The organism is Bacillus sp. NP157 (assembly GCA_018889975.1).
Taxonomy (GTDB): Bacteria; Pseudomonadota; Gammaproteobacteria; order Xanthomonadales; family Rhodanobacteraceae; genus Luteibacter.
The window spans coordinates 95,815-118,279 of the sequence record CP076546.1 but is presented as its reverse complement, the minus strand read 5'-3'; the positions used below and the strand labels follow the sequence as shown (position 1 = coordinate 118,279).

The following is a 22,465-nucleotide window of genomic DNA, read 5'->3' as shown; positions in this document are numbered from 1 at the left end:
GAGGTCCCAACCCCCATAGAACCGCCCCGGTGCGGTTCGCCCAGGAGTATTCCATGGCACAAGTCACCATGCGCGAGATGCTGGAAGCCGGCGTCCATTTCGGCCACCAGACCCGTTACTGGAACCCCAAGATGGCTCCGTACATCTTCGGCGCCCGCGGCAAGATCCACATCATCAACCTCGAGAAGACCCTTCCGCTCTTCAACGACGCGATGAACTTCCTCTCGGGCCTGGCCCAGAAGGGCGGCACCATCCTGTTCGTCGGCACCAAGCGTTCGGCCCGCGAAGCCCTGGCTGAAGAAGCCGGCCGCGCGAACCAGCCGTTCGTCACCGCCCGCTGGCTCGGCGGCATGCTGACCAACTTCCGCACCGTGAAGCAGTCGGTTGCCCGCCTGAAGGAACTCGAAGCCGCCGAAACCGACGGTTCGTTCGAGAAGCTGGTCAAGCACGAAGTGCTGGCCCGCCGCCGCGAGCGCGACAAGCTGCAGAACTCGCTGGGCGGCATCAAGGACATGAACCGCCTGCCGGACGCGCTGTTCATCGTGGACATCGGCCACGAAGACATCGCCGTGCAGGAAGCCCGCAAGCTCGGCATCCCGGTCGTCGCCGTCGTCGATACCAACTATGACCCGGCCCTCGTCGACTACGCCATCCCGGGTAACGACGACGCCATCCGCGCCATCCAGCTCTACGCACGCGCCGCCGCCGACTCGATCCTGGAAGGCAAGGCCGCCGCTCCGCAGCACGCCGCCCGCGGCGATGCCAACGAGTTCGTGGAAATGGACGAAGCCGGCAACCCGGTCGCCAAGGACGAAGCCCCGCGTGGCGAGCGTCGCAACGACCGCGGCCCGGCCAAGAAGGGTGCCCCGCGTCGCGAAGGCGGCCGTGACGGTGGTCGTGGCCGCGCGTAAGCGCCCCACCCCGTAACACGCTCTTCCGTTTCACCGGTGCCGCGGCAACCTGGCCGCGGCACCCACCAAAACCATTGAGGAATTACCATGGCTGAGATCACCGCAAGCCTCGTCAAGGACCTGCGCGAGCGTTCGGGCGTCGGCATGATGGAGTGCAAGAAGGCACTCGTCGAAAACAATGGCGATATCGAAGCGGCGATGGAATGGCTGCGCAAGAACGGCATGGCCAAGGCCGACAAGAAGGCTGACCGCGTGGCTGCCGAGGGCCTCGTCGCCGTCGCCACCAACGGTGGCAAGGGCGTGCTGGTCGAAGTCAACAGCGAGACCGACTTCTCTTCGCGCAACGAGCAGTTCATCCAGTTCACGAAGGACGTCGCTGGCGTCGCCCTTTCGTCGGGCGCCAAGGATATCGAGACGCTGAAGGCTGCCAAGCTCGGCGACGTGTCCGTGGAAGACGCTGCGAAGGCCCTGACCCTCACCATCGGTGAGAAGTTCGAAGTCCGCCGCATGGCGACGGTCGAAACCGACGGCGTGCTGGGTGCCTACTCGCACAGCGGCCGCATCGGCGTGCTGGTTGCCCTGAAGGGTGGCTCGGAAGAGCTGGCCAGGGGTATCGCCATGCACGTGGCCGCGATGAACCCGAAGTTCGTCAAGGTCGAAGACGTCCCGGTCGAGTTCCTTGAGAAGGAAAAGGAAATCGAGCTGTCGAAGATGTCGGACAAGGAAAAGCAGAAGCCGGCTGAAATCCTCGAGAAGATCGTCTCGGGCAAGGTGAACAAGATCCTTGCCGACGTGACCCTCGTGGGCCAGTCGTATGTCATCGATACCGACATCACCGTTGCCGAGGCCCTCAAGAAGGCTGGCGCGGAGATCGTCGCCGTCGAGCGCCTCGCCGTCGGCGAGGGCATCGAGAAGGTGGTCGACGACTTCGCTGCCGAAGTCATGAAGCAGGCCGGCCTGGCCTAAGCCACCCGCCCGAAAAGAAAGGCCGCGAGCAATCGCGGCCTTTTTTTTGCCCTGGCGCCAGAGCCCAGCGCTCGGGCGGCGAGGCACGGGGCGGGGGTGGGCGGTGTCCCTATCGCTAAGTCCTCGTCCGGCCTTCGCCTCCCTGCGGAATCGCTCCAGGGACACCGCCCGCCCCCACCCCACCCAGCGCCCCCAGTCCCGGTGTGGACAGCCAGAGCCAGAGCTTGTGCGCCTGCACTCCGACAAGCTGCGGGGACGTGGGGTGGGGAGGCGTCGGGTGGCGTTTTCGGAACGATTCCGCAGGGAGGCGAAGGCCGGACGAGGACTTAGTGACGAAAATGCCAGCCGACGCCTCCCCCGCGCCCCAGTCCCAGCTCTCGGCGAAGGCGAAGCCGAGCCCCCGCTCTCAGCTTTTAATGTGTCTGTAATAAACACCTCGGGGTACAATGCGCGCGTTTTGCCCCACACAATTCGGAGAAACCCCATGAGCAACTCGCTGAAACACCGCCGCATCCTGCTCAAACTCTCCGGTGAAGCCCTCATGGGCAGCGAAGACTATGGGATCGATCCCAAGGTCATCGGCCGCCTCGCCAAAGAAATCCTCGAAGTCATCGGTGCAGGCGTCCAGGTCGGCGTCGTCATCGGTGGCGGCAACATCTTCCGCGGCGCCGGCCTGGCTGCCTCGGGCATGGACCGCGTCACCGGCGACCACATGGGCATGCTGGCCACGGTCATGAACGCCCTCGCCATGCAGGACGCCATCGAAAAGCTCGGCGGCGAAGCCCGCACCATGAGCGCCATCAAGATCAACGAGGTCTGTGAAGACTTCATCCGCCGTCGCGCCATCCGCCACCTCGAAAAGGGCCGTGTCGCCCTGTTCGCCGCCGGTATCGGCAACCCGTTCTTCACCACCGATTCGGCCGCCGCGCTGCGTGCCGTCGAGGTGGGTGCGGACCTGCTGCTGAAGGCAACCAAGGTCGACGGTGTGTACAGCGCCGACCCGAAGCGCGTGCCGGATGCGACCCGCTACGACCACCTGACCTACAACCAGGTCATCGAGCGCCGCCTCGAAGTCATGGATACCGCCGCCATCGCCCTCTGCCGCGAAAACAAGCTGCCCCTGCGTATCTACGACATGACCGCACCGGGCAACCTGATGAAGATCATGCAGGGCGAGCCCGTCGGCACGCTGGTCGACGCCGGCTAACCTGCATATTCGGCCTCTGGCGCGGTGCGGCACGGCCACACCGCGCGCTTTGCTATACTCGCCTGCTGACCAGATTCACCGGAAATATCGCCCATGATCAATGACATCAAGAAAGATGCTGAGACCCGCATGGGCAAGAGCATCGAATCGCTGCGCCACGACCTGAAGACGATCCGCACCGGTCGTGCCAACCCCTCGATCCTCGAGAACATCCGCGTCCCGTACTACGGTTCGGAAACGCCGCTCTCCCAGGTCGCCAACGTGACCACGCCGGATGCGCGCTCGCTCTCCGTGAAGCCGTTCGACAAGGCCATGATCGGCCCGATCGAGAAGGCCATCATGGCGTCGGACCTCGGCATCACGCCGACCACGATGGGCATGGACATCCGCCTGAACTTCCCGCCGCCGACCGAGGAGCGCCGCAAGGAGCTCGCCAAGAGCGTGTCGAAGGAAGGCGAGCAGGCCAAGATCGCCGTCCGCAACGTGCGTCGCGATGCCATCCAGCACATCGACAAGCTGCTCAAGGACAAGACGATCACGGAAGACGACAAGAAGCGTGCCGACGACGACATCCAGAAGCTGACGGACAAGTACGTCAAGGAAGTGGATGACGTGGTCAAGGAAAAGGAAAAGGAGCTGATGGCGCTCTGACGCGCCATCGGCCCTCATCCATGGCAGCGAGGCCCGACGACCGGGTTCCCCGCCACCTCGCCATCGTGATGGATGGCAACGGTCGCTGGGCAAAGCAGCGCCTGCGACCGCGCACGTTCGGTCATCACGCCGGCCAGAAGGCCGTGCGTGAGGCCGTTGAGTTCTGCCTGCGTCGCGGCGTCGCCTCGCTCACCCTCTTCGCGTTCTCCAGTGAGAACTGGGCGCGGCCCGAGGGCGAAGTGTCGGCGTTGATGGAACTGTTCCTCAAGGCCATCGACCGCGAAGTGGACGAATTGCACGGCAACGGCGTGCGCATCCGCTTCGTCGGCGACCTCGACGCGTTCGCGCCCGAACTGCGCAAGCGCATGCTCGGGGCGATGGAACGCACGGCCGGCAATGCGGCGCTGAACATGAACGTGGCCGTGAACTACGGCGGCCGCTGGGACATCGCCAACGCGGCGAAGCTTGCCGCCGAAGCCGCGGCCCGTGGCGAGTTCAGCCTGGCCGAGCTCGACGAGAAGCGCCTCAACAGCTACACCTGCCTCGCCGACCAGCCGCCGCTGGATCTCTTCATCCGCACGGGTGGCGAGCGCCGGGTCAGTAACTTCCTGCTCTGGCAGCTTGCCTACGCCGAGCTCTATTTCACCGACACCCTGTGGCCAGACGTCGACCAGGCTTGCCTGGCCGAGGCGCTGGACGACTATGCACGCCGCGAGCGCCGTTATGGCCGCACGGGCGAGCAGGTCGCCACGGGCTAACGCCGGACCCCCATGCTGAAGCAACGCATCATCACCGCGGCCGTCCTCCTTCCGGTGGTCCTCGCCATCATCCTGCTGTCGCCGACCGGGTTCTTCGCGGTGGTGGCCGCCCTCGCCTTCGTCGGCGCGGCATGGGAATGGGCCGCGCTCGCCGGCTGCCGCACGCAGGTCAGCCGCGGCATCGTCACCGCCGTCGCCGCGGTGATCTTCGCCGTGCTACTGATCGTGCGCACGCATGGCCTGCTGGCGGCGCTGACGTTTGCCGGCGTCGCCTGGTGGATCGGCTGCTGCTTCTGGCTGCGCCACTTCACTTTCGCGGCCGCGCCCAACCACGAAAACCGCATGCTCAAGCTCGGCGCCGGCCTGCTGGTGATCCTGCCGGCGCTGGCCGCGATGATCGACATGCATGCCAGCGACCGCGGCCACGGCTGGGTGCTGCTCGCCCTGGTGATCGTCTGGGCCGCCGACACCGGCGCCTATTTCAGCGGCCGCTATTTCGGCCGACGCAAGCTCGCCCCGAAGATCTCCCCGGGAAAGACCTGGGCCGGCGTTTACGGTGCCGTGCTCGCAGGCGGCCTGGCCTCCGTCGTCGGCGGCTGGCTGCTTGGCGTCGACGACGGCGCGAAGCTGGTCGGCCTGGTCATCCTCGGCGTGCTGACCGTCGCCATCGCGGTGGTCGGCGACCTGTTCGAGAGCCTGATGAAGCGCCACGCGGCGGTGAAGGACTCCGGCAATCTCTTCCCAGGCCACGGTGGCCTGCTCGACCGCATGGACAGCGTGTTCGCCGCCCTGCCGATCTTCGCAGCCGGCAAGCTGCTGCTGGGCCTGTAAGCCATGGCTATCCGCCAGGTCGCGGTCCTCGGCGCCACCGGGTCGATCGGGACCAGCACGCTCGACGTCATCGCCCGGCATCCGGACCGGTTCCGCGCCAGCGTGCTGGTGGCCAACCGCGGCACCGAGGCGCTGGCGAAGCTCTGCGAGCGCTTCCGCCCCGACCTCGCCATCGTCGCCGATCCGAGCATGGAAGCCGACCTCGCGCGCCGGCTTGCCGCCGCCGGAATCACCTGCGAGGTCGCCTCGGGCGCCGACGCGGTGACCGCTGCCGCCGCAGGCCCCCTGTGTGACACCGTGGTGGCCGCGATCGTCGGTGCCGCGGGGCTGGAGTCCACCCTGGCCGCGGCGCGCGCTGGCAAGCGCCTGCTGCTGGCCAACAAGGAATCCATCGTGATGGGCGGCGAGCTGTTGCTGCAGGCCCTGCGCGACGGCGGTGGCGACCTGATCCCGGTCGATTCCGAACACAACGCCATTTTCCAGTGCCTGCCCGGCGGTCGCCCGGACCTGGCCCGGAGCGGCGTGCGCCGGCTGATCCTGACCGCCTCGGGCGGCCCTTTCCGTGGGCGCACGCGCGCCGAGCTCGGCACGATCACGCCCGACCAGGCCTGCGCCCACCCCAAGTGGTCGATGGGCCGGAAGATCTCGGTGGATTCGGCCACGCTGATGAACAAGGGCCTGGAGGTCATCGAGGCCCACCACCTGTTCGCCGCCCCGGTCGACGCGATCGACGTGGTGGTGCACCCGCAAAGCCTCGTCCACTCCATGGTGGACTACGTCGACGGGTCGGTCCTGGCCCAGCTCGGCAACCCGGACATGCGCACGGCCATCGCCTGCGCCCTGGCCTACCCTGAACGGATCGAAGCCGGGGTAGCCCCGCTCGACCTGGCCGCGCACGCGCGGCTGGACTTCGAGCCACCCGACCTCGAGACCTTCCGCTGCCTCGCGCTCGCGTTCGCGGCCCTGCGCGCCGGCGGCGACGCCACGGCGATCCTGAACGCGGCGAACGAGGTGGCCGTCGAGGCCTTCCTCGCCGGCACCCTGCCCTTCCTGGGCATTTCCGAGGTCGTCGAACGCGTTCTTGAGGAACTGCCGGCGATTCCCGTGGTCGATGTCCAGACCCTTGTCGAGCGCGATGCCGCCGCCCGGCGGGCCGCCCGGGGCGTGCTCCACCGCGCTTACTGCTAAACTCGTTCCACCCAAACGTTTTTTTTCCGAGACCCGCCCCTCCGATGAGCCCCTTCCTAGGTTCCGTGTTCTGGCTACTGGTGACGCTTGGCGTCCTGGTAACCCTTCACGAGTTCGGCCATTTCTGGGTCGCGCGTCGCTGTGGCGTCCGTGTGCTCCGTTTCTCGATCGGCATGGGTCCGCCGCTGTGGAAGTGGACCGGCAAGGACGGCACCGAATACTGGATCGCCATGCTGCCCATCGGCGGCTATGTAGCGATGCTCAACAGCAACGACGGCGAGGTCGACCCGGCCTATGCCGGCCAGGAATTCAACGCCCAGTCGGTGGCCAAGCGCAGCGCCATCGCGGCCGCGGGCCCGGCGATCAACCTGCTGTTCACCATCCTGGCGTTCTGGGTCATGTACATGGTTGGCCGCCCGGATACGGCGCCGATCATCAGCGCCACGCCGGCTTCGCCCGCCGCGGTCGCCGGCATCCAGCCGGGCGACCGCCTGCTCGCCGTGGATGGCCAGCCGGTCAGCACCATGAGCGATGCGATGAACATCGTGGCGGACAGCCTGCTTGGCCACGACCCGCTGCCGGTCCATGTGAAGGGCCGCGACGGCACCGAGCGCAACGTGGTCCTGCCCGTGCAGAACCTGCGTAGCGGCGACGACATCGGCAAGCGCTTCGACGAACTGGGCCTGGCCCCGGCCTCGCCGCCGCCGGTGATCCACGAGGTCGTGGCTGGCGATCCCGCCGCCCTCGCCGGCGTGCGCACCGGCGACCGCATCACCAGCGTCAACGGCAAGCCGGTCGACACCTTTGGCTCGTTCAGCAAGCTGGTCGTGCAGGAAGCCGCGGTGTCGCCCGTGCTGAAGGTCAACCTCCTGCGCGACGGCAAGCCGCTCACCTTCGACATCAAGGCCCGCCAGCTCAGCGAGGGCGGCAATCCGCCGCGCTGGATCGTCGGCGTGGCCGCCGCACCCATCGAGGTGGCCACGCGCCGCTTCGGCCCGCTGGCCGCCATGGGCGAGTCGCTGCGCGCCACCTGGTCCGGGGCGGCGTCCACCTACAACCTCATCGGCAAGATGATTACCGGCGAGGCGTCCAGCAAGAACCTGTCCAGCGTGATTGGCATCGCCCAGGCGGCCAACCAGCAGGCCAGCCAGGGCTTTGCGTGGTTCCTTGGCTTCCTCGCCATGGTCTCGCTCAGCCTGGCGATCCTCAACCTGCTGCCGATCCCGATCTTGGACGGCGGACAGCTGGTGTATTACCTTATTGAGTTGATCAAAGGCAGCCCCGTCAGCGAACGGACCGTAAGAGCTTTCACCCTGGTGGGAATGGTGATGGTCTTCGCGATGATGGGCCTGGCTTTCTTCAACGACATCCAGCGAATCCTGGTTTCGTGATAGCGGCGCTAGCGCCGCGCGGCACGGGATCCTGTGCGCACCCCAGGGGGCGCAACCGTACAACCCCGGCCAAGGACGCTTCGGCGCCCAAGGCCAGACGATGCCGGGCATGAGTCCGGCACGTGCTCCTCTTCGGTCACCGGCCTCGTCCGCCGTTGGCTGGAATTAACCCATTGGAATCGACGATGAAGCGTATCGCCGCCCTGATCTTGCTTGCCTCCTTGTCCGCCAATGCGCTTGCCTTCGAGCCGTTTGTCGTTTCCGATATTCGTATCGATGGCCTGACCCGCATCGCGCAGGGCACGGTGCTGAGCTACCTCCCTGTCGAGAAGGGCGACACGCTCAGCGACGACAAGGCCCAGGCTGCCATTCGTGCCCTCTACCAGACCAAGTTCTTCAGCGATGTCGAACTGGACCGCCAGGGCGACATCCTGGTCGTCAAGGTCATCGAGCGTCCCGCCATCGCCAAGCTCACCCTGCGTGGCAACAAGGACATCAAGGAAGACGACCTGCGCAAGGGCCTGAAGGAGATCGGCCTGGCCGAAGGCGAGACCTTCGACCGCCTGTCGCTCGACCGCGTCCAGCAGGAACTGATCCGCCAGTACTACAACCGCGGCAAGTACAACGTGTCGGTCGAACCGCACGTGACCCAGCTGGATCGCAACCGCGTCGCCATCGACATCGAAATCCGCGAAGGCAAGGCTGCCAAGATCAAGGAAATCAACGTCATCGGCAACAAGGCGTTTGCCGACAAGGACATCCGCGACGGCTTCGAATCGAACACGACCAACTGGCTGTCCTGGTACTCCAAGGACGACCAGTACTCGCGCGAGAAGCTCTCGGGCGACCTGGAAAAGCTCAGCAACTACTACATGAACCGCGGCTACGCCGACTTCGGCATCGACTCCACGCAGGTGGCGATCAGCCCGGACAAGCGCGCCATGTACGTGGACGCCAGCGTGAAGGAAGGCGAGGTCTACACCGTCTCCGACGTGAAGCTGCTGGGTGAACTGATCCTGCCGGAAGACACCCTGCGCAAGCTGGTCTACATCCACAAGGGCGACACCTTCAACCGCGCCGCCATCGAAGCCTCCAGCGACGCGATCAAGGCCATCCTCGCCAACATCGGCTACGCCTTCGCGAAGGTCACGCCGGTGCCGAAGCTGGACAAGGACAAGCGCACCGCCGATCTCACCCTGTTCATCGAGCCGGGCAAGCGCGTGTACGTGCGTCGCGTGGTCTTCCAGGGCAACACCCGCACGGAAGACGAGGTGCTGCGTCGTGAGATGCGCCAGCTCGAAGGCGCGTGGTACTCGCAGGGCGCCATCGACCGTTCGAAGACCCGCCTGCAGCGCCTCGGCTACTTCAAGACCGTCGACATCGACAAGCAGCTGGTACCGGGCACGGTCGACCAGGTCGACCTGACCGCGAAGGTGGAAGAACAGTCCGCCGGTTCGCTGATGTTCGGCGTCGGTTACTCGCAGTACTCCGGCATCATCCTGTCGGCGTCGGTCTCTCAGAACAACTTCCTCGGTACCGGTGACCGCTTCTCGATCGGTGCGGAAACCAGCACCTATTACAAGCGCGTCAACGCGAGCTACGTGAACCCGTACCTCACCGACTCGGGCATCGCGCTGGGCTACAACCTCAGCTACAGCAAGCTCGACTACGGCGATACCGACCTCGCGAACTACACCTACAGCACGAAGTCCTTCGAGACGACCCTGTCGATCCCGATCTCCGACTTCGACTCGCTGTCGACCAGCCTCGGCATCAGCTCGAACCTGATCAACAGCTCGCCGTACACCCCGCGCCAGCTGGTGGCCTACCAGGACGCGCTGGGCAACAAGACCATCCACTCGTGGACGTCGAGCCTGGGTTACACCCACGACACCCGGAACAGCTACTGGGCACCGACCCGCGGCGGCCAGCTGTCGCTGTCGATTTCGGGCGCACTGCCGGGCTCCACCGTGCAGTACTACAAGATCTTCGGCGAAGCCAACCACTACTGGCCGATCGGCAAGGGCTTCGTGCTCTACCTCGATGGCCAGGTCGGCTACGGCAAGACCTACGGCCAGACGTACGACAACAACGGCTACGACGTCGACCCGAGCACGGGCCAGATCCGCGTTGACGCGAGCGGCAACCCGGTCAAGCTCTACAGCAAGGGTGACAAGGTCGCGTTCCCGTTCTGGGAGAACTACTACGCCGGCGGCGTGCGCGACGTACGTGGCTTCCAGGACAACACCCTGGGTCCCCGCCTCTGCGACGGTGGCAGCGCCAGTTCCACGCCGAACAAGAAGAACGAATGCAACGGCGGCTACTACAGCTACGGCCAGCCGGTCGGTGGCGCCTTCAAGACGCTCGGTACCGCGCAGGTCTTCCTGCCGCTGCCGTTCCTGAAGGACGTCAACACCGCCCGCGTGTCGTGGTTCATGGACGTCGGCAACGTGTACCAGAACTTCGGTGCGTTCAACGCCAGCGACCTGCGCGCCTCCACCGGCCTGTCCCTGCAGTGGCAGGCACCGATCGGCCCGCTGATCATCAACTTCGCGGTGCCCTTCCGTAAGCAGGCTGGCGACAGCCGCTTCGTCGAGCGCATCCAGTTCACCTTCGGCAACCAGTTCTAACGATACGTAACCGCAACCCCGTAGGAGCGCGCCTGCGCGCGAAAGCCTACGGAGCGGAAAAGCGTAAACGGTAAATCGCCAGCAAGAGCCTTCGCTGCCGCTTCACCCCTCGCGCTTTACGCCTACACCATCCCGGGGTGGCAAGCTAACACCTTGCCACCCCTTCTCTTTTGGGAGTCCCCCACCGTGAGCGGCAACCCCCACTACACCCTCGCCGACCTGGCCGAGCGCTTCGGCCTCGAAGCCCACGGCGACCCGGCGACCACGGTCGACGGCGTCGGCACCCTCGCGGCGGCCACCCCGACCCAGTTCACGTTCCTCTCCAACCCGAAATACACCTCGCAGTTGGCCGAGACCCAGGCCGGCATCGTGGTGCTGAACGCCGACGCCCTGCCCCTGCGCAGCGGTGCCGCGCTGGTGGCGAAGGACCCCTACGTCGCCTACGCGAAGATCGCCGCGCTGTTCGAGCGCGTGGCCGACGCACCGCGCGGCATCCATGCCAGCGCGGTGGTCGCACCGTCGGCGCGGGTGCACCCGACGGCCAGTGTCGGCCCCTGCTGCGTGGTGGAAGACGGCGCCGTGATCGAGGAAGGCGTCATCCTCGGCCCGCATTGCACGATCGGCCCCGGCTGCGTGGTCGGCGCTGACTCGCGGCTGGTGGCCCGGGTGACCCTGGTCATCCGCGTCACCCTGGGCAAGCGCGTCCTGGTCCATCCGGGAGCCGTGATCGGCTCGGACGGCTTCGGCCTCGCCTTCGACCGCGACCACTGGGTGAAACTCCCCCAGCTGGGCGGCGTGCGGATCGGCGACGACTGCGAGATCGGGGCGAACACCACCATCGACCGCGGCGCGCTGGAAGACACCGTGCTGGAAGAGGACGTGCGCCTGGACAACCAGATCCAGGTTGCCCACAACGTCCACATCGGCGCGCACACGGCCATGGCCGGCTGCTCGGCGGTGGCCGGCAGCGCCAAAATCGGCCGGTATTGCCTGATCGGTGGCAACGCGGGGATCCTTGGCCACCTCGAAGTGGCCGACCGGGTTACCATCACGGCGAAGAGCCTGGTCACGGCATCCATCCGTGAACCGGGTGAGTATTCGTCCGGGTCCCCGCTGCAGGAAAATCGCCTCTGGCGGCGCAATGCAGCCCGCATGAAACATCTTGACGAGTTTGCGCGCCGTCTTTCGGCGCTGGAAAAGGACAAAGGGCAATGACCGAAACGAAAGCTGCCGTGACGCTGCCGGTGGGAGTCGAACAGATCCAGCGGCTGCTGCCGCACCGCTACCCGTTCCTGCTGGTGGACCGGGTGACCGACATCGACCCCGGCAAGACGATCACGGCGATCAAGAACGTCACGATCAACGAGCCGTTCTTCCAGGGTCATTTCCCCGGCCACCCGGTGATGCCGGGCGTGCTCATCGTCGAAGCCATGGCCCAGACCGCCGGCCTGCTGACCCAGATCACCAGCCAGGTGGACGGTGCCGCCGGCAGCCCGCTGTTCTACCTGGTCAAGGTGGACAACGCGCGCTTCTCGGCCGTCGTATCGCCGGGCGACCAGCTGGTGATGACCGTGTCGCTCAAGCGCCTCATCCGCGGCATGGGCCTGTTCGAAGCCAAGGCCACGGTCGATGGCCACGTCGTCGCGTGCTGCGAGCTGATGTGCGCCGCAAGGAACGACAAATGATCCACCCGACCGCGCTGATCGATCCGTCCGCGCGGATCGCGGACAACGTAAGCATCGGTGCGTACAGCATCATCGGTGCGGACGTTGTCGTCGGCGAGGGCACGAGCATCGGTCCGCACGTCGTGATCGAAGGCCCGACCGTCATCGGCCGCGACAATCGCATCCTGCAGTTCGCCTCCATCGGCGGTCCGCCGCAGGACAAGAAATGGCAGGGCGAGCGCAGCGAAGTCGTGATCGGCGACCGCAACCTGATCCGTGAATTCGTCACGATCAACCGCGGCACCGGCGATGGTGGCGGCATCACCCGCGTGGGCAACGACAACTGGCTGCTCGCCTACGTGCACATCGCGCACGACTGCCAGGTCGGCAACCACGTGGTGTTCTCGAATTATTCGGCGCTGGCCGGCCATGCCGAGATCGGCGACTGGACGATCATGTCCGGCTATTCCGGCGTGCACCAGTTCTGCAAGGTGGGCGCGCATGCGTTCATCGGCATGGGCTGCCTGGTCGGTTCCGACGTGCCGCCGTTCGTCATGATGGCCAACGAGACCCGCGGCCGGCCGCGTGGCATCAACAGCGAAGGCCTGAAGCGACGCGGCTTCGAAACCAGCCGCATCGCCGCCATAAAGCGCGCTTACCGCACGCTGTACATGGGTGGCCTGCCGCTGGCCGAAGCACGCGAACAACTGGTCGCCCAGGCGGAAACCAGCGACGACGTACGCCAGATGCTGGAGTTCCTCGATCGCAGCGAGCGCTCGCTCGCGCGGTGACGGCCGTGGCGACCTCCCCCACCATCGCGCTGATCGCCGGTGAAGATTCCGGCGACCAGCTCGGTGCCGACCTGATCGATGCCCTGCGCGCCCGTTACCCCGATGCCCGGTTCATTGGCATTGGCGGCCGGCGCATGGTCGCCCGTGGTTTCGAATCGTGGTTCGACATCCGCGAGCTGTCGGTGATGGGCTTTGCCGAAGTGGTGAAGCACCTGCCGCGCCTGCTGACGCTGCGCAAGGCACTGGTCGGGCGCCTGCTCGAGACGCGGCCGGACGTCACCATCGGCATCGACGCCCCGGATTTCAACCTTGGCGTCGAACGCAAGCTGAAAGCGGCTGGCCTGCGCACGGTGCACTACGTCAGCCCGTCCGTGTGGGCGTGGCGCGAGAAGCGCGCGGCGAAAATCGGCGAGTCAGCCGAACGCGTGCTGTGCCTGTTTCCGATGGAGCCGCCGATCTACGCGAAACATGGCGTCGACGCCCGTTTCGTTGGCCACCCGCTCGCCGATACCTTCCCGATGGTCTCCGACCGCGCCGGTGCACGCGACGCACTGGGACTGGCCCACGATGCGCCGGTGCTGGCCGTGCTGCCCGGTAGCAGGCCCAGCGAAATCGAACGCATCGGCGCGATCTTCATCGACGCGGCGCGCCGCGTGGCCGAGGCCATGCCCAACCTGCGCATCGTGGTGCCCGCCGCGAACGAACGGGTGCATGCACGCCTGGCCGAGCTGCTGGCTGGGTTCCCGGGCACGCCGCCCCTGCTCATCGACGGTCGCTCGCACGAGGCCATGCTTGCCGCCGACGTCGTGCTGCTGGCGTCGGGCACGGCGACGCTGGAAGCGATGCTGGCGAAGCGCCCGATGGTGGTCGGCTACCGCGTGTCGCCGACCAGCTACCGCATCGCCAAGGCCCTGCGCATGCTGAAGACCGACGTCTACAGCCTGCCGAACATCCTCGCCCGCGCCTGCGGACTGGGTCGCGCGCTGATCGTCCCCGAATTCATGCAGGACGACTGCACGGCCGACAACCTCGCCACCGCGACGCTCGCATTGCTGGGTGACAGCGAACGCCGCGGCGCCATCGTGGCCGCCTTCGAGTTCCTGCACCAGGAACTGCGTGGTGGACTGGAAGGCCATGCCGCCGACCATGCGGCCGACGCCATCACCGATTTCGTCGGCGTGCCAGCCTTGCCCGCTGGCCAGCGCGCGCCGTAGGCTGCGGCGCATGCCTAGCAAGTCCAACGTGACCCGCCAGCTCAGCCCGGACCTCATCGTCGCCGGCGTGGACGAGGCTGGCCGCGGGCCGCTCGCCGGTCCGGTGGTGGTCGCCGCGGTGATCCTCGACCCGGCGCGGGTGATCCGCGGGCTGAACGATTCCAAGCAGCTCGACGAAGCGACCCGCGAGAAGCTCTATGGCCGCATCGTGGAACGCGCGCTGGCCTGGGCGGTGGTCTTCGTCGAGCGTGAAGAAATCGACCGGATCAACATCTTCCAGGCCACGATGAGCGGGATGACCCGCGCCCTGCTCGGCCTGTCGCTGGCACCGACGATGGCGCTGGTCGACGGCGATCGCCTGCCACGCACCCTGCCCTGCACGGGCCAGGCGGTGATCGGCGGCGACGCGACGGAACCGGCGATCAGCGCCGCATCGATCCTGGCCAAGGTCAGCCGCGACCGGCACATGCGCGAACTCGACGCGCGGCATCCCGGCTACGGCTTCGCGAAGCACAAGGGCTATGGCGTGCCCGAGCATCTCGATGCCCTTGAACGCCTCGGCCCCTGCGACGCTCACCGTCGCAGCTTCGCCCCCGTCAAACGCTGGTTCGAACCCCAGGGCATCGGCGAACCCATCGCCGACCTCTTCGCCCCCGCCCTGTAACCCCCCGCCCCCCCGCAACGCCCGCCCCTCGCGACCACGCTGCCCCGCACGAACACCCCCTGTAGGAGCGCGCCTGCGCGCGATGCCCTTTCCCCGTGCGACCACGCGACGCCCCCAACCCAACACATTTCCGGCTAAAGTCCCCGCCGACCTGGCCGATAGCCCTGCTAACGCCCCCACGGGCGTCGTCATAAGCCATCGAAACAGGGAACACCATGAAGAAGATCGCCATCGCCGCCGCGCTGATGCTCGCCGCCCCGCTGTCCGCGCAGGCCGCTTGCGCCGCCAAGGATTTCGCCATCGACGGGTTCGCCGTGAAGCTCCAGCAGGGCTCGGGCCAGCCGCGCTTCAGCATGAAGGGCAACCTCGTCAACAAGTGCACCGAAGCCGCCGCCGCGCAGATCCGCATCGACGCGAAGGACGCCTCGGGCAAGGTCATCGCCAGCAAGCAGGGCTGGCCGGCTGGCACCTCCAACATCGAACCGGGCAAGGGCGTCGACTTCGACCTCGGCCGTCTGTTCCGTTACACGCCAGACATGTCGGACTACACGGTCGTCGTGTCGGATGTGAAGGCCTGGTAAGGGCTGCAAGAGCGTAGCGGGTACCGGGTATCGAGTCAGGGCTGGCTCGCTGTACTCGTTACGCTCACTAGATCGGAATCCAGGCCACGCGGTCGCCGGGGGCGAACGGCGTGGCCTGCGAGGGCAACCAGACCAGGGCATGTGCCGAGGCGAGGTTGCTCAGCATGTGTGAGTCCTGTCGCGGCAGCAGCGCCAGCCGCGACACCGCATCGCCCTGGTCGAGGCGCATGCGCACGAGGCGGTCGCGTTCGTTGTCGGCGTCGACCTCGCCTGCCAGCACGCCTTGGCGCCACGCAGGGTGTTCGGCCGTTTCGCCTTCCAGGTGGCCAAGCACCGCGCGTGCATGCACCGCGAGGCAGACCAGCACCGCCGCCGGATTGCCGGGCATCCCCAGCAGCGCCTTGCCGTCGCGGGTGCCAAACCACAGTGGTTTGCCGGGTTTCTGCGCCACTTTCCAGAACACCTTGCGCACGCCCAGCCGGTCGGCCACGAGCGGCACGAAATCACGATCACCCACCGATACCCCGCCGCTGGTGACCACCAGATCGGCGCTATCCAGTGCGGCACTCATCGCCTCTTCCAGCGCGGCTTCGTCGTCCGCGACGTAGGCGACCACGGGCTCGCCGTACCCCTGTTCGACGAACCACGCACGCAGGAGCGGGCCGTTAGCGTCGTAGACCTTGCCCGGTGCCAGCGGCTCTCCCACCCGGACCACCTCGTCACCCGTGACCAGCACGGCCACGCGCGGGCGCCGATGCACCTCGACCACATCGATGCCTGCCATCGCGAGCGCCGCGAGGATGCCGGCGGTGACGCGCTGGCCAGCCTGCGCGATCGGCGTGCCCGCCGACAATTCCTCACCTTCGTGGCGGACGCCTTCGCCGTGTGGCACCGGCGCGCCGATGACGATGGTGTCGCCGACCCGCTCGACGATTTCCTGCCGGGCGATGCTGTCCGCGCCGTCGGGAAGCATGCCGCCGGTGAGGATACGCATGGCTTCGCCCGCGCCTAGCGCGATGCTCGACGGTTCGCCCGCCGCGATGCTGCCCACCAGCACGCGAGCGGCGTCGCCGTCGGCGCTGCGGATCGCATAACCGTCGAGCGCACTCTGGGTGAAGCGCGGCAGCGCGATGCGCGCCCGTGGTGTCTCCGCCAGCACCGCTCCGAGCGCCAGCTCGACGGCCACGCGCTGGGTGCCGATCGGCGCCACGCTGCGTCGATAGCTCGCGAATGCCTCGGCAAGCGGCAGCAAGGCCATCTCAGCCAGCCTCGCCGTAACCGCCGGGATGCTTGCCGCCGGTGCGGCCGGTCTCCAGCAGGTGGACCAGGCCGGGCAGCGTGGCCGTGAGCGACTCGCTCGCGCCGCCGCGGCTACCCGGGAAGGTCAGGATCAGGGTCTGCCCCGCGTAGCCCGCCACGCCGCGCGAGAGCATGGCGAACGGCATGCGCTGCTGGCCGAACGCCCGCGCCGTTTCCATGATGCCGGGGATCTCGACGTCGAGCAGCGGCTTCACCGTGTCGACGGTGATGTCGCGCGGGCCGAGGCCGGTGCCGCCGACGGTGATCACCAGTTCCACGGCGCGGTCGCGCAGCGTGCGCAACGCGTTACCGAGCACATGGGCGTCGTCCGGCAGCACGGTGTATTCGATCGGCGCGAACCCCGCCGTTTCCAGCGCGTCGCGCACCCATGCGCCAGCGGTGTCGGGCTTGGCGCCGCTGGCGACCGTGTCCGACAGCACCACCACGGCGGCGCTGCGCGGCTGGGCCAGCGTACGGCGGTAGTGCGACTTGCCGCCAAGCTTGCGTTCCAGCCGGCAGTCTTCGATGTGCAGCTCGTCCGGCTCGGCATAGGGCTTGAGCATGTCGTAGAGCGTCAGCGCGGCAAGGCTCGCCGCGGTCAGCGCTTCCATCTCGACGCCGGTCGGCCCGATGGTTTCCACTTCGGCGATCACCCGGACGGCCGTGTCGGCCAGCTCGTAGGTGATGTCGGCACGGTAGATCGGCAACGGATGGCACAACGGGATCAGTTCATCGGTGCGCTTGGCGGCAAGGATGCCGGCCACCCGCGCCGTCTTCAGCGGATCGCCTTTTTCGGTCTCGCCACTGCGCAGCAGCGCGATGCAATGCGCCGGTGCATGCAGGGTCGCGGTGGCCCGGGCGATGCGTTTGGAATCAGGCTTCTGGCTGACGTCTTTCATCCGTGGCTCGTGTGCGAGTGATGGCGATGGGGGCGCGCAGCGGTCTCGTCCAGGTCGTCGCGGATGCAACAGCCTTCGACGAAGGCACTGGTCCCGTCCGCGTAGAACTCTTCCTTCCAGATCGGCGCCGTGTGTTTCACGGCGTCCACCGCATGGCGGCAGGCGTCGAACGCCTCGGCCCGGTGCGGCGCGCGGACCACGCAGACGATCGCAACGTCGCCGATCGACAGGTCGCCCAGGCGGTGCACGATGCGCACGTAGGGCACGCCGAAGCGACGCCGCGTCTCCTCTTCCACTTCGCGGATCACCTTCGCGGCCAGTGGCTCGTGCGCGGTGTAGGCCAGGTGCTTCACGGCACGGCCTTCATGATGGTCGCGAACCGTACCGACGAACAGGGCCATGCCGCCGCATTCGGGATGACGATCGAGTTCGAGCAAGGGCTCGACGGCGATGGGTTGCTGCGACAGGACATCGGCCGGCATGACTCAGCCTCCTGCGACGGGCGGCAACAGCGCGATCCGCCCGTCGGCGGGCAGCGGGTCGGCGCGGCGCACGATGGTGTCGCCGGACACGCAGGCGCAGCGTTCCAGCGCGCTCGCCAGTTCAGGCCGCTGGCGGGCGAGCAGGCCCACCGCGTCGCCGATGGTGTGCAGGTCGCCTGCAGCGTCGATGCGCTGTTCGCGCGTGCCCGCAAGCCGCTCCAGGCTGGCAAAGAATTCAAAGACGATCGGGGTCATTCGGGTCTCTCGGAAAGGGTCAGCCGCCCATGGCGTGCATGGTGATGGGCCGCTCGACCGGCCCGGGCTGGGCGGCGTAGCCGGCTTCTTTCAGCCACACCGCGCGTCGCACGGCCACGGTGAGCGTGTCGTCATCGTCGCCTCCGCGCATCCGCGCGCCCAGCGGCGTGCCCACCGGCGAGAACAGGCAGGTGAACAGCTCGCCCGTGGCGGTCAGGCGCAGCCGGTCGCAGCTGCTGCAGAACGGATTGGACACGGTGGAAATGATGCCCAGCGGATACTGGCCGTCGACCTGGTAAGGGGTCGCCGGATCGCTATGCCGCGGCAGGGCTTCGACGTGGTGGCTTGCCGCGATCGCCGAAAGCATTTCCGCCTCGCTGAACACCGCGTCGCGACGCCAGTGGCCGGGCGCGTCCAGCGGCATGTATTCGATGAAGCGCAGGGGCAGGTTCCGCGCCATCGCCCACTCGAGCAGCGGCACGACTTCGCTGTCATTGTCGCCACGCACCACGACGGCGTTGAGCTTCACGTTCGCACCGGCATCGAGCAGCGCGTGGATGCCGTCGAGCACCGGGGCCACCTCGCGTTTGGTGAGGTGGCGGAAAACCGTCGCGTCGACGGCATCGAGGCTCACGTTGAAGTCATCGATGCCGGCCTCGACCAGCGCGGCTGCCAGCGGGGCGATGCGCGACGCGTTGGTGGTCATCGACAGGCGCGCCAGCCCGCGTTCGCGCAGCGCGGCGATGCCACGCACGCACTCCAGCAGGTCGCGGCGCAGCAAGGGTTCGCCGCCGGTGAGACGCACCTGGGTGATGCCCTGGTCGACGAACAGGCCAGCCAGCCGCACGATCTCGTCACGCGACAGCAGGCTTGCCCGGGGCAACCAGTCGGGCTGCTCCGGCATGCAATACGTACAGCGAAAGTTGCAGCGATCCGTCAGCGAGATCCGCAATTTCCGCTTGGTACGGCCATGGTTGTCGATCAGGGAAGGCATGGGCCTAGGGTAACCACAGGGCGCGTTAGGCGAGTGGGAACATCGTGCCAGAGTTCGAAGGTTACCGCCTTGGAGGAAGGGGTTTTTCCGCAGCGCGTCACGCGGCCCCTGAAAAAAAGGTGCATCTGGGACGAAAAAACTTCGCGGACCCTATTTTCAGCGGACCAAAGCAACGCTAGAGTGAGTCGCCCGCTGGGCACCGGCCTTCAGGGCCGCCTCATTCGATCAAAGTGACAAGGAATATCATGGCCACTACCAAAAAAACGGCGGCGAAGAAGGCTGCTTCCAAGGCTCCCGCCAAGGCTGCGAAGGCGCCTGCAGCGCTCAAGCCGATCAAGGATCCGTTGTCGAAGTCGTCGCTGGTCTCGCACATCGTCGAGCAGAGCGGCGTGGACTCGAAGAGCGTGAAGGCCGTCCTGGCCTCGCTCGAAGGCGCCATCAACGCGTCGGTCCACAAGAAGGGCGCTGGCACGTTCACGCTGCCGGGCCTGCTGAAGATCACCTCCGTTGCCGTGGCTGCCAAGCCGAAGCGCAAGGGCAAGGATCCGTTCACGGGTGAAGAGCGCTGGTTCGCCGCCAAGCCCGCCTCGGTCAAGGTCAAGGTCCGTCCGCTCAAGAAGCTCAAGGACGCGGCTGCCTGATCTTTCGCGGCGGCTCACCCCGCCGCGTTCGACGAGGTACCCGAAAGACCCCTGCCATTCGGCAGGGGTTTTTTTTCGCCCCGCGCTATTGACGACAACTGTAGTCAGGCGCATCCTGCCTACATCTGTAGTCAGGAGCGTGGCATGAGCAGGAAGACGATCGGCGACCAGGAACTGGCGCTGCTCCAGCACATCGAGGAAACGCCGAAGAGTTCGGTGGCCGAGGTGTGCGCCGCCTACGGCGAAGCGCGTGGCCTGGCCCGCTCCACCGTGCTGACCATGATGGAACGCCTGCGGGCGAAGGGTTACCTCACCCGCCGCAAGGCCGACGGCGCCTTCCGCTACAGCGCCACCGGCGAAGCCGGCGAAGTGATGACCGGTGCCGTCGCCCGTTTCGTCGAGCGCACGCTGCAAGGCTCCGTCTCGCCGTTCGTCGCATGGATGGCCGAACGCGGCCAGGTCAGCGACAACGAACTGGCCGAACTGGAAGCCCTGGTCGGCCAGTTGCAGTCGAAGCGCAAGGGGCGTTGAGATGGATACCTTCGTCGATACCTTCGTGAACCGCCTGGGCGCCGCCTCGCTGCAGGCGCTGGCCTTCGCCGCCGTGGTCTGGGTGCTCTGCCGCAGCGTGCGCTCGCTCAGCGCGTCGACCCGCTCGTGGTTGTGGTGGCTGGTCGCCGCGCAGATGATCGCGGTGTTCTTCGTGCCGGGCACGATCCGGCTACCACTGCTGCCGGCCGCCGCGCCGGCCACTGCGACCGTCGCCGCCGGGCTGCCTTCCGCGACCACCTTCGTTCCTGCGGATGCCGGCCTGCCCGCCGACACGTGGGCGTGGTCGTGGCCCGCCGCGTTGCTTGTCGCATGGGGCACGCTGGTCGTCGTGCAGCTGGCGATCGGCATCGTGCGCTGGCGTCGGCTGTCGGACATCGTGGCGCGTGCCATGCCGCACGACGACGTGCGCCTGGAAACGCTGTGCGCACAGCGTGCCCGCGCCCTCGGCCTCGCGCGTTCGCCGCGCCTCGCTGTGTCCGCCGAAGTCGACTCGCCGCAGGTCGTCGGCCTGCTCCGCCCGACCATCCTGCTTCCGCTCGACGACAGCCTTGCCGACGACGAGCGCGAGATGGCGCTGATGCACGAGCTGGCCCACGTGCGCCGCGGCGACCTGCTGCTCGGCGGCATCCCGGCACTGGCCCGCACCCTGTTCTTTTTCCATCCCGTGGCCCACGTCGCCGTGCGCGAATACGCCGTGTGCCGCGAAGCCGCGTGTGACGCGCTGGCGGTCGACCGTGGCCAGCTTGCGGCTGGCGCCTATGGCCGCCTCCTGCTGCGCCTCGGCGTCATGCCCCATCCGCACCACGCCCTGCCCGGTGCCTCCCCCACCTTCCGCATCCTGAAACGGAGACTCGACATGCTTGGCCAGTCCCAGGACGCCCGTCCGCGCATCATCACCACGCTTCTCGTCGCATCGCTCGCGGTTGCCGCAGCCCTGCCCTGGCGCGTCGTCGCCGCCGACCAGCAGGTCGCCACGCCGATGAGCGCACCGACCACCGCGCAGGCCGACACGCCGGTCATCGTCGACAAGGCATCGCCGGCGGCGAAGCCTGTCCACGCGGCATCGCTGACGCCAGCCGCACGAGCCGCGGTGGCCGCCGCGCCCGCACCCGCGGCACCGGCCGTCGCCGTGATCGTCGACAAGAAGGGTGTCGGCAGTGCGCCCGCCGTCGCGATGTACGGCGTGCCGGCACCGCCAGCACCGCCGACACCGGCCGCTCCGGCGGCGCCCGCCGCGCCCGCCGCGCCCGCTGCCCCCGCACCGATGATCACCACGCGCCTGCCGGCACCGCCCCCGCCGCCGGCACCGCCGAAAGCCCCGCCGGCTCCGCCCGCGCCACCCATCGTGCACGGCACCGACATCCTCACGGTGGACGACCACGGCCCGTCGCGCTTCGAATCGATCAGCGAGCGCAACGGTTACATCAGCATCACCAACAACGACGGCCGTTGGGTGCTGCGCGACCCGGCCTACCTCGCACGCATCCGCGCCATCTACCAGGATGGCTTCAAGGACGCCGCGCCGGAACCGCGCATGGATCCGAAGCGTGAAGCCGAACTCGACCAGCGCCAGGCGATGCTCGAAGCGAAGATGAACAAGCTGGCCGAACGCCAGGGCGAGCTCGCCACGCGCGCCGCCGATCCGAGCCACCCGCGCGACGATGCCGCGTACAGCCAGGGCCAGGCCGCGATCGGCCGCGAACAGGCCGAGGTGGGCCGGCAGATGGGTGAAGTCGCCCGCGAACGCGCCATGCAGGGTCGCACCGAAGCCGAGTGGGGCCAGGCCCAGGCGGAGAGAGCACGCAAGGCGAACGAGAAGGTCGCCGCCGTGCTCGCCGAGGCGATGAAGAAGAACGCACTGGTGCGCGCGGACTGACGCCACGCCCGTGCTCCGGT

Annotated in this window: 23 protein-coding genes; 18 read left to right on the top strand and 5 right to left on the bottom strand. The window is 67.4% G+C overall.

The window, feature by feature from the left end:
• Positions 1–53 precede the first annotated feature (53 nt).
• The 15 genes from rpsB (at position 54) to KPL74_00515 (ending at position 15,447) form a co-directional block, all read left to right on the top strand.
• Positions 54–911, top strand: a complete 858-nt coding sequence (gene rpsB / locus KPL74_00585; GenBank protein ID QWT20524.1) for a 30S ribosomal protein S2 — start codon at positions 54–56, stop codon at positions 909–911.
• An 87-nt stretch (positions 912–998) separates the two neighbouring features.
• A complete protein-coding gene (gene tsf / locus KPL74_00580) occupies positions 999–1,877 on the top strand; it encodes a translation elongation factor Ts (protein QWT20523.1) in 879 nt (292 codons plus the stop codon).
• 484 nt (positions 1,878–2,361) lie between these two features.
• Positions 2,362–3,084: a UMP kinase gene (pyrH, locus tag KPL74_00575; GenBank protein QWT20522.1), complete on the top strand. Its 723-nt coding sequence runs from the start codon at positions 2,362–2,364 to the stop codon at positions 3,082–3,084.
• A 93-nt stretch (positions 3,085–3,177) separates the two neighbouring features.
• Positions 3,178–3,735, top strand: coding sequence for a ribosome recycling factor (frr, locus tag KPL74_00570; GenBank protein QWT20521.1), 558 nt, complete (start codon positions 3,178–3,180; stop codon positions 3,733–3,735).
• 20 nt (positions 3,736–3,755) lie between these two features.
• Positions 3,756–4,493, top strand: coding sequence for a di-trans,poly-cis-decaprenylcistransferase (gene uppS / locus KPL74_00565; GenBank protein QWT20520.1), 738 nt, complete (start codon positions 3,756–3,758; stop codon positions 4,491–4,493).
• Positions 4,494–4,505: 12 nt separating this feature from the next.
• Positions 4,506–5,324, top strand: a complete 819-nt coding sequence (locus KPL74_00560) for a phosphatidate cytidylyltransferase (GenBank protein QWT20519.1) — start codon at positions 4,506–4,508, stop codon at positions 5,322–5,324.
• Positions 5,325–5,327: 3 nt separating this feature from the next.
• Positions 5,328–6,512 carry a 1-deoxy-D-xylulose-5-phosphate reductoisomerase gene (locus KPL74_00555; protein ID QWT20518.1) on the top strand — a complete coding sequence of 395 codons (1,185 nt, stop codon included), beginning with the start codon at positions 5,328–5,330 and terminating at the stop codon, positions 6,510–6,512.
• A 44-nt stretch (positions 6,513–6,556) separates the two neighbouring features.
• Positions 6,557–7,903: an RIP metalloprotease RseP gene (gene rseP / locus KPL74_00550; GenBank protein QWT20517.1), complete on the top strand. Its 1,347-nt coding sequence runs from the start codon at positions 6,557–6,559 to the stop codon at positions 7,901–7,903.
• Positions 7,904–8,088: 185 nt separating this feature from the next.
• Positions 8,089–10,533, top strand: a complete 2,445-nt coding sequence (gene bamA / locus KPL74_00545; protein ID QWT20516.1) for an outer membrane protein assembly factor BamA — start codon at positions 8,089–8,091, stop codon at positions 10,531–10,533.
• Positions 10,534–10,719: 186 nt separating this feature from the next.
• Positions 10,720–11,748 carry a UDP-3-O-(3-hydroxymyristoyl)glucosamine N-acyltransferase gene (lpxD, locus tag KPL74_00540; protein ID QWT20515.1) on the top strand — a complete coding sequence of 343 codons (1,029 nt, stop codon included), beginning with the start codon at positions 10,720–10,722 and terminating at the stop codon, positions 11,746–11,748.
• A complete protein-coding gene (gene fabZ, locus KPL74_00535) occupies positions 11,745–12,218 on the top strand; it encodes a 3-hydroxyacyl-ACP dehydratase FabZ (GenBank protein QWT20514.1) in 474 nt (157 codons plus the stop codon). Before lpxD ends, fabZ begins: the two co-directional genes overlap by 4 nt.
• Positions 12,215–12,988, top strand: a complete 774-nt coding sequence (gene lpxA, locus KPL74_00530; protein ID QWT20513.1) for an acyl-ACP--UDP-N-acetylglucosamine O-acyltransferase — start codon at positions 12,215–12,217, stop codon at positions 12,986–12,988. Before fabZ ends, lpxA begins: the two co-directional genes overlap by 4 nt.
• Before the next feature lie 5 nt (positions 12,989–12,993).
• Positions 12,994–14,202, top strand: coding sequence for a lipid-A-disaccharide synthase (lpxB, locus tag KPL74_00525; protein ID QWT20512.1), 1,209 nt, complete (start codon positions 12,994–12,996; stop codon positions 14,200–14,202).
• Positions 14,203–14,212: 10 nt separating this feature from the next.
• Positions 14,213–14,866: a ribonuclease HII gene (rnhB, locus tag KPL74_00520; protein QWT20511.1), complete on the top strand. Its 654-nt coding sequence runs from the start codon at positions 14,213–14,215 to the stop codon at positions 14,864–14,866.
• A 215-nt stretch (positions 14,867–15,081) separates the two neighbouring features.
• Positions 15,082–15,447 (top strand): hypothetical protein, encoded by a 366-nt coding sequence (locus tag KPL74_00515; GenBank protein ID QWT20510.1) that lies wholly within the window; start codon positions 15,082–15,084, stop codon positions 15,445–15,447.
• Between the two features lie 67 nt (positions 15,448–15,514).
• On the opposite strand, the gene KPL74_00510 is transcribed toward KPL74_00515, so the two are convergent.
• Genes KPL74_00510 through moaA form a run of 5 tightly spaced genes read right to left on the bottom strand, consistent with a single transcriptional unit; the run spans position 15,515 to position 19,376 of the window.
• Positions 15,515–16,705: a molybdopterin molybdotransferase MoeA gene (locus tag KPL74_00510; protein QWT20509.1), complete on the bottom strand. Its 1,191-nt coding sequence runs from the start codon at positions 16,703–16,705 to the stop codon at positions 15,515–15,517.
• Between the two features lies 1 nt (position 16,706).
• Entirely contained in the window at positions 16,707–17,645 is a 939-nt protein-coding gene (gene moaCB, locus KPL74_00505) for a bifunctional molybdenum cofactor biosynthesis protein MoaC/MoaB (protein ID QWT20508.1), read from the bottom strand.
• Positions 17,642–18,127, bottom strand: a complete 486-nt coding sequence (locus tag KPL74_00500) for a molybdenum cofactor biosynthesis protein MoaE (protein ID QWT20507.1) — start codon at positions 18,125–18,127, stop codon at positions 17,642–17,644. The genes moaCB and KPL74_00500 overlap by 4 nt, the downstream gene beginning before the upstream one ends.
• Before the next feature lie 3 nt (positions 18,128–18,130).
• Complete coding sequence (locus KPL74_00495) at positions 18,131–18,382, bottom strand: MoaD/ThiS family protein (protein ID QWT20506.1); 252 nt, start codon at positions 18,380–18,382, stop codon at positions 18,131–18,133.
• A gap of 19 nt (positions 18,383–18,401) precedes the next feature.
• Positions 18,402–19,376, bottom strand: a complete 975-nt coding sequence (gene moaA / locus KPL74_00490; protein ID QWT20505.1) for a GTP 3',8-cyclase MoaA — start codon at positions 19,374–19,376, stop codon at positions 18,402–18,404.
• A 245-nt stretch (positions 19,377–19,621) separates the two neighbouring features.
• Here moaA and KPL74_00485 point away from each other — a divergent pair, with 245 nt between their 5' ends.
• The 3 genes from KPL74_00485 to KPL74_00475 all read left to right on the top strand — a co-directional run bounded on the left by KPL74_00485 (position 19,622) and on the right by KPL74_00475 (position 22,445).
• A complete protein-coding gene (locus KPL74_00485) occupies positions 19,622–20,017 on the top strand; it encodes an HU family DNA-binding protein (protein QWT20504.1) in 396 nt (131 codons plus the stop codon).
• Positions 20,018–20,161: 144 nt separating this feature from the next.
• Positions 20,162–20,548 (top strand): BlaI/MecI/CopY family transcriptional regulator, encoded by a 387-nt coding sequence (locus KPL74_00480; protein ID QWT20503.1) that lies wholly within the window; start codon positions 20,162–20,164, stop codon positions 20,546–20,548.
• A gap of 1 nt (position 20,549) precedes the next feature.
• The gene (locus tag KPL74_00475; GenBank protein ID QWT20502.1) at positions 20,550–22,445 is read left to right on the top strand and encodes a M56 family metallopeptidase; all 1,896 of its coding nucleotides are present in this window, start codon (positions 20,550–20,552) and stop codon (positions 22,443–22,445) included.
• Positions 22,446–22,465: the final 20 nt, after the last annotated feature.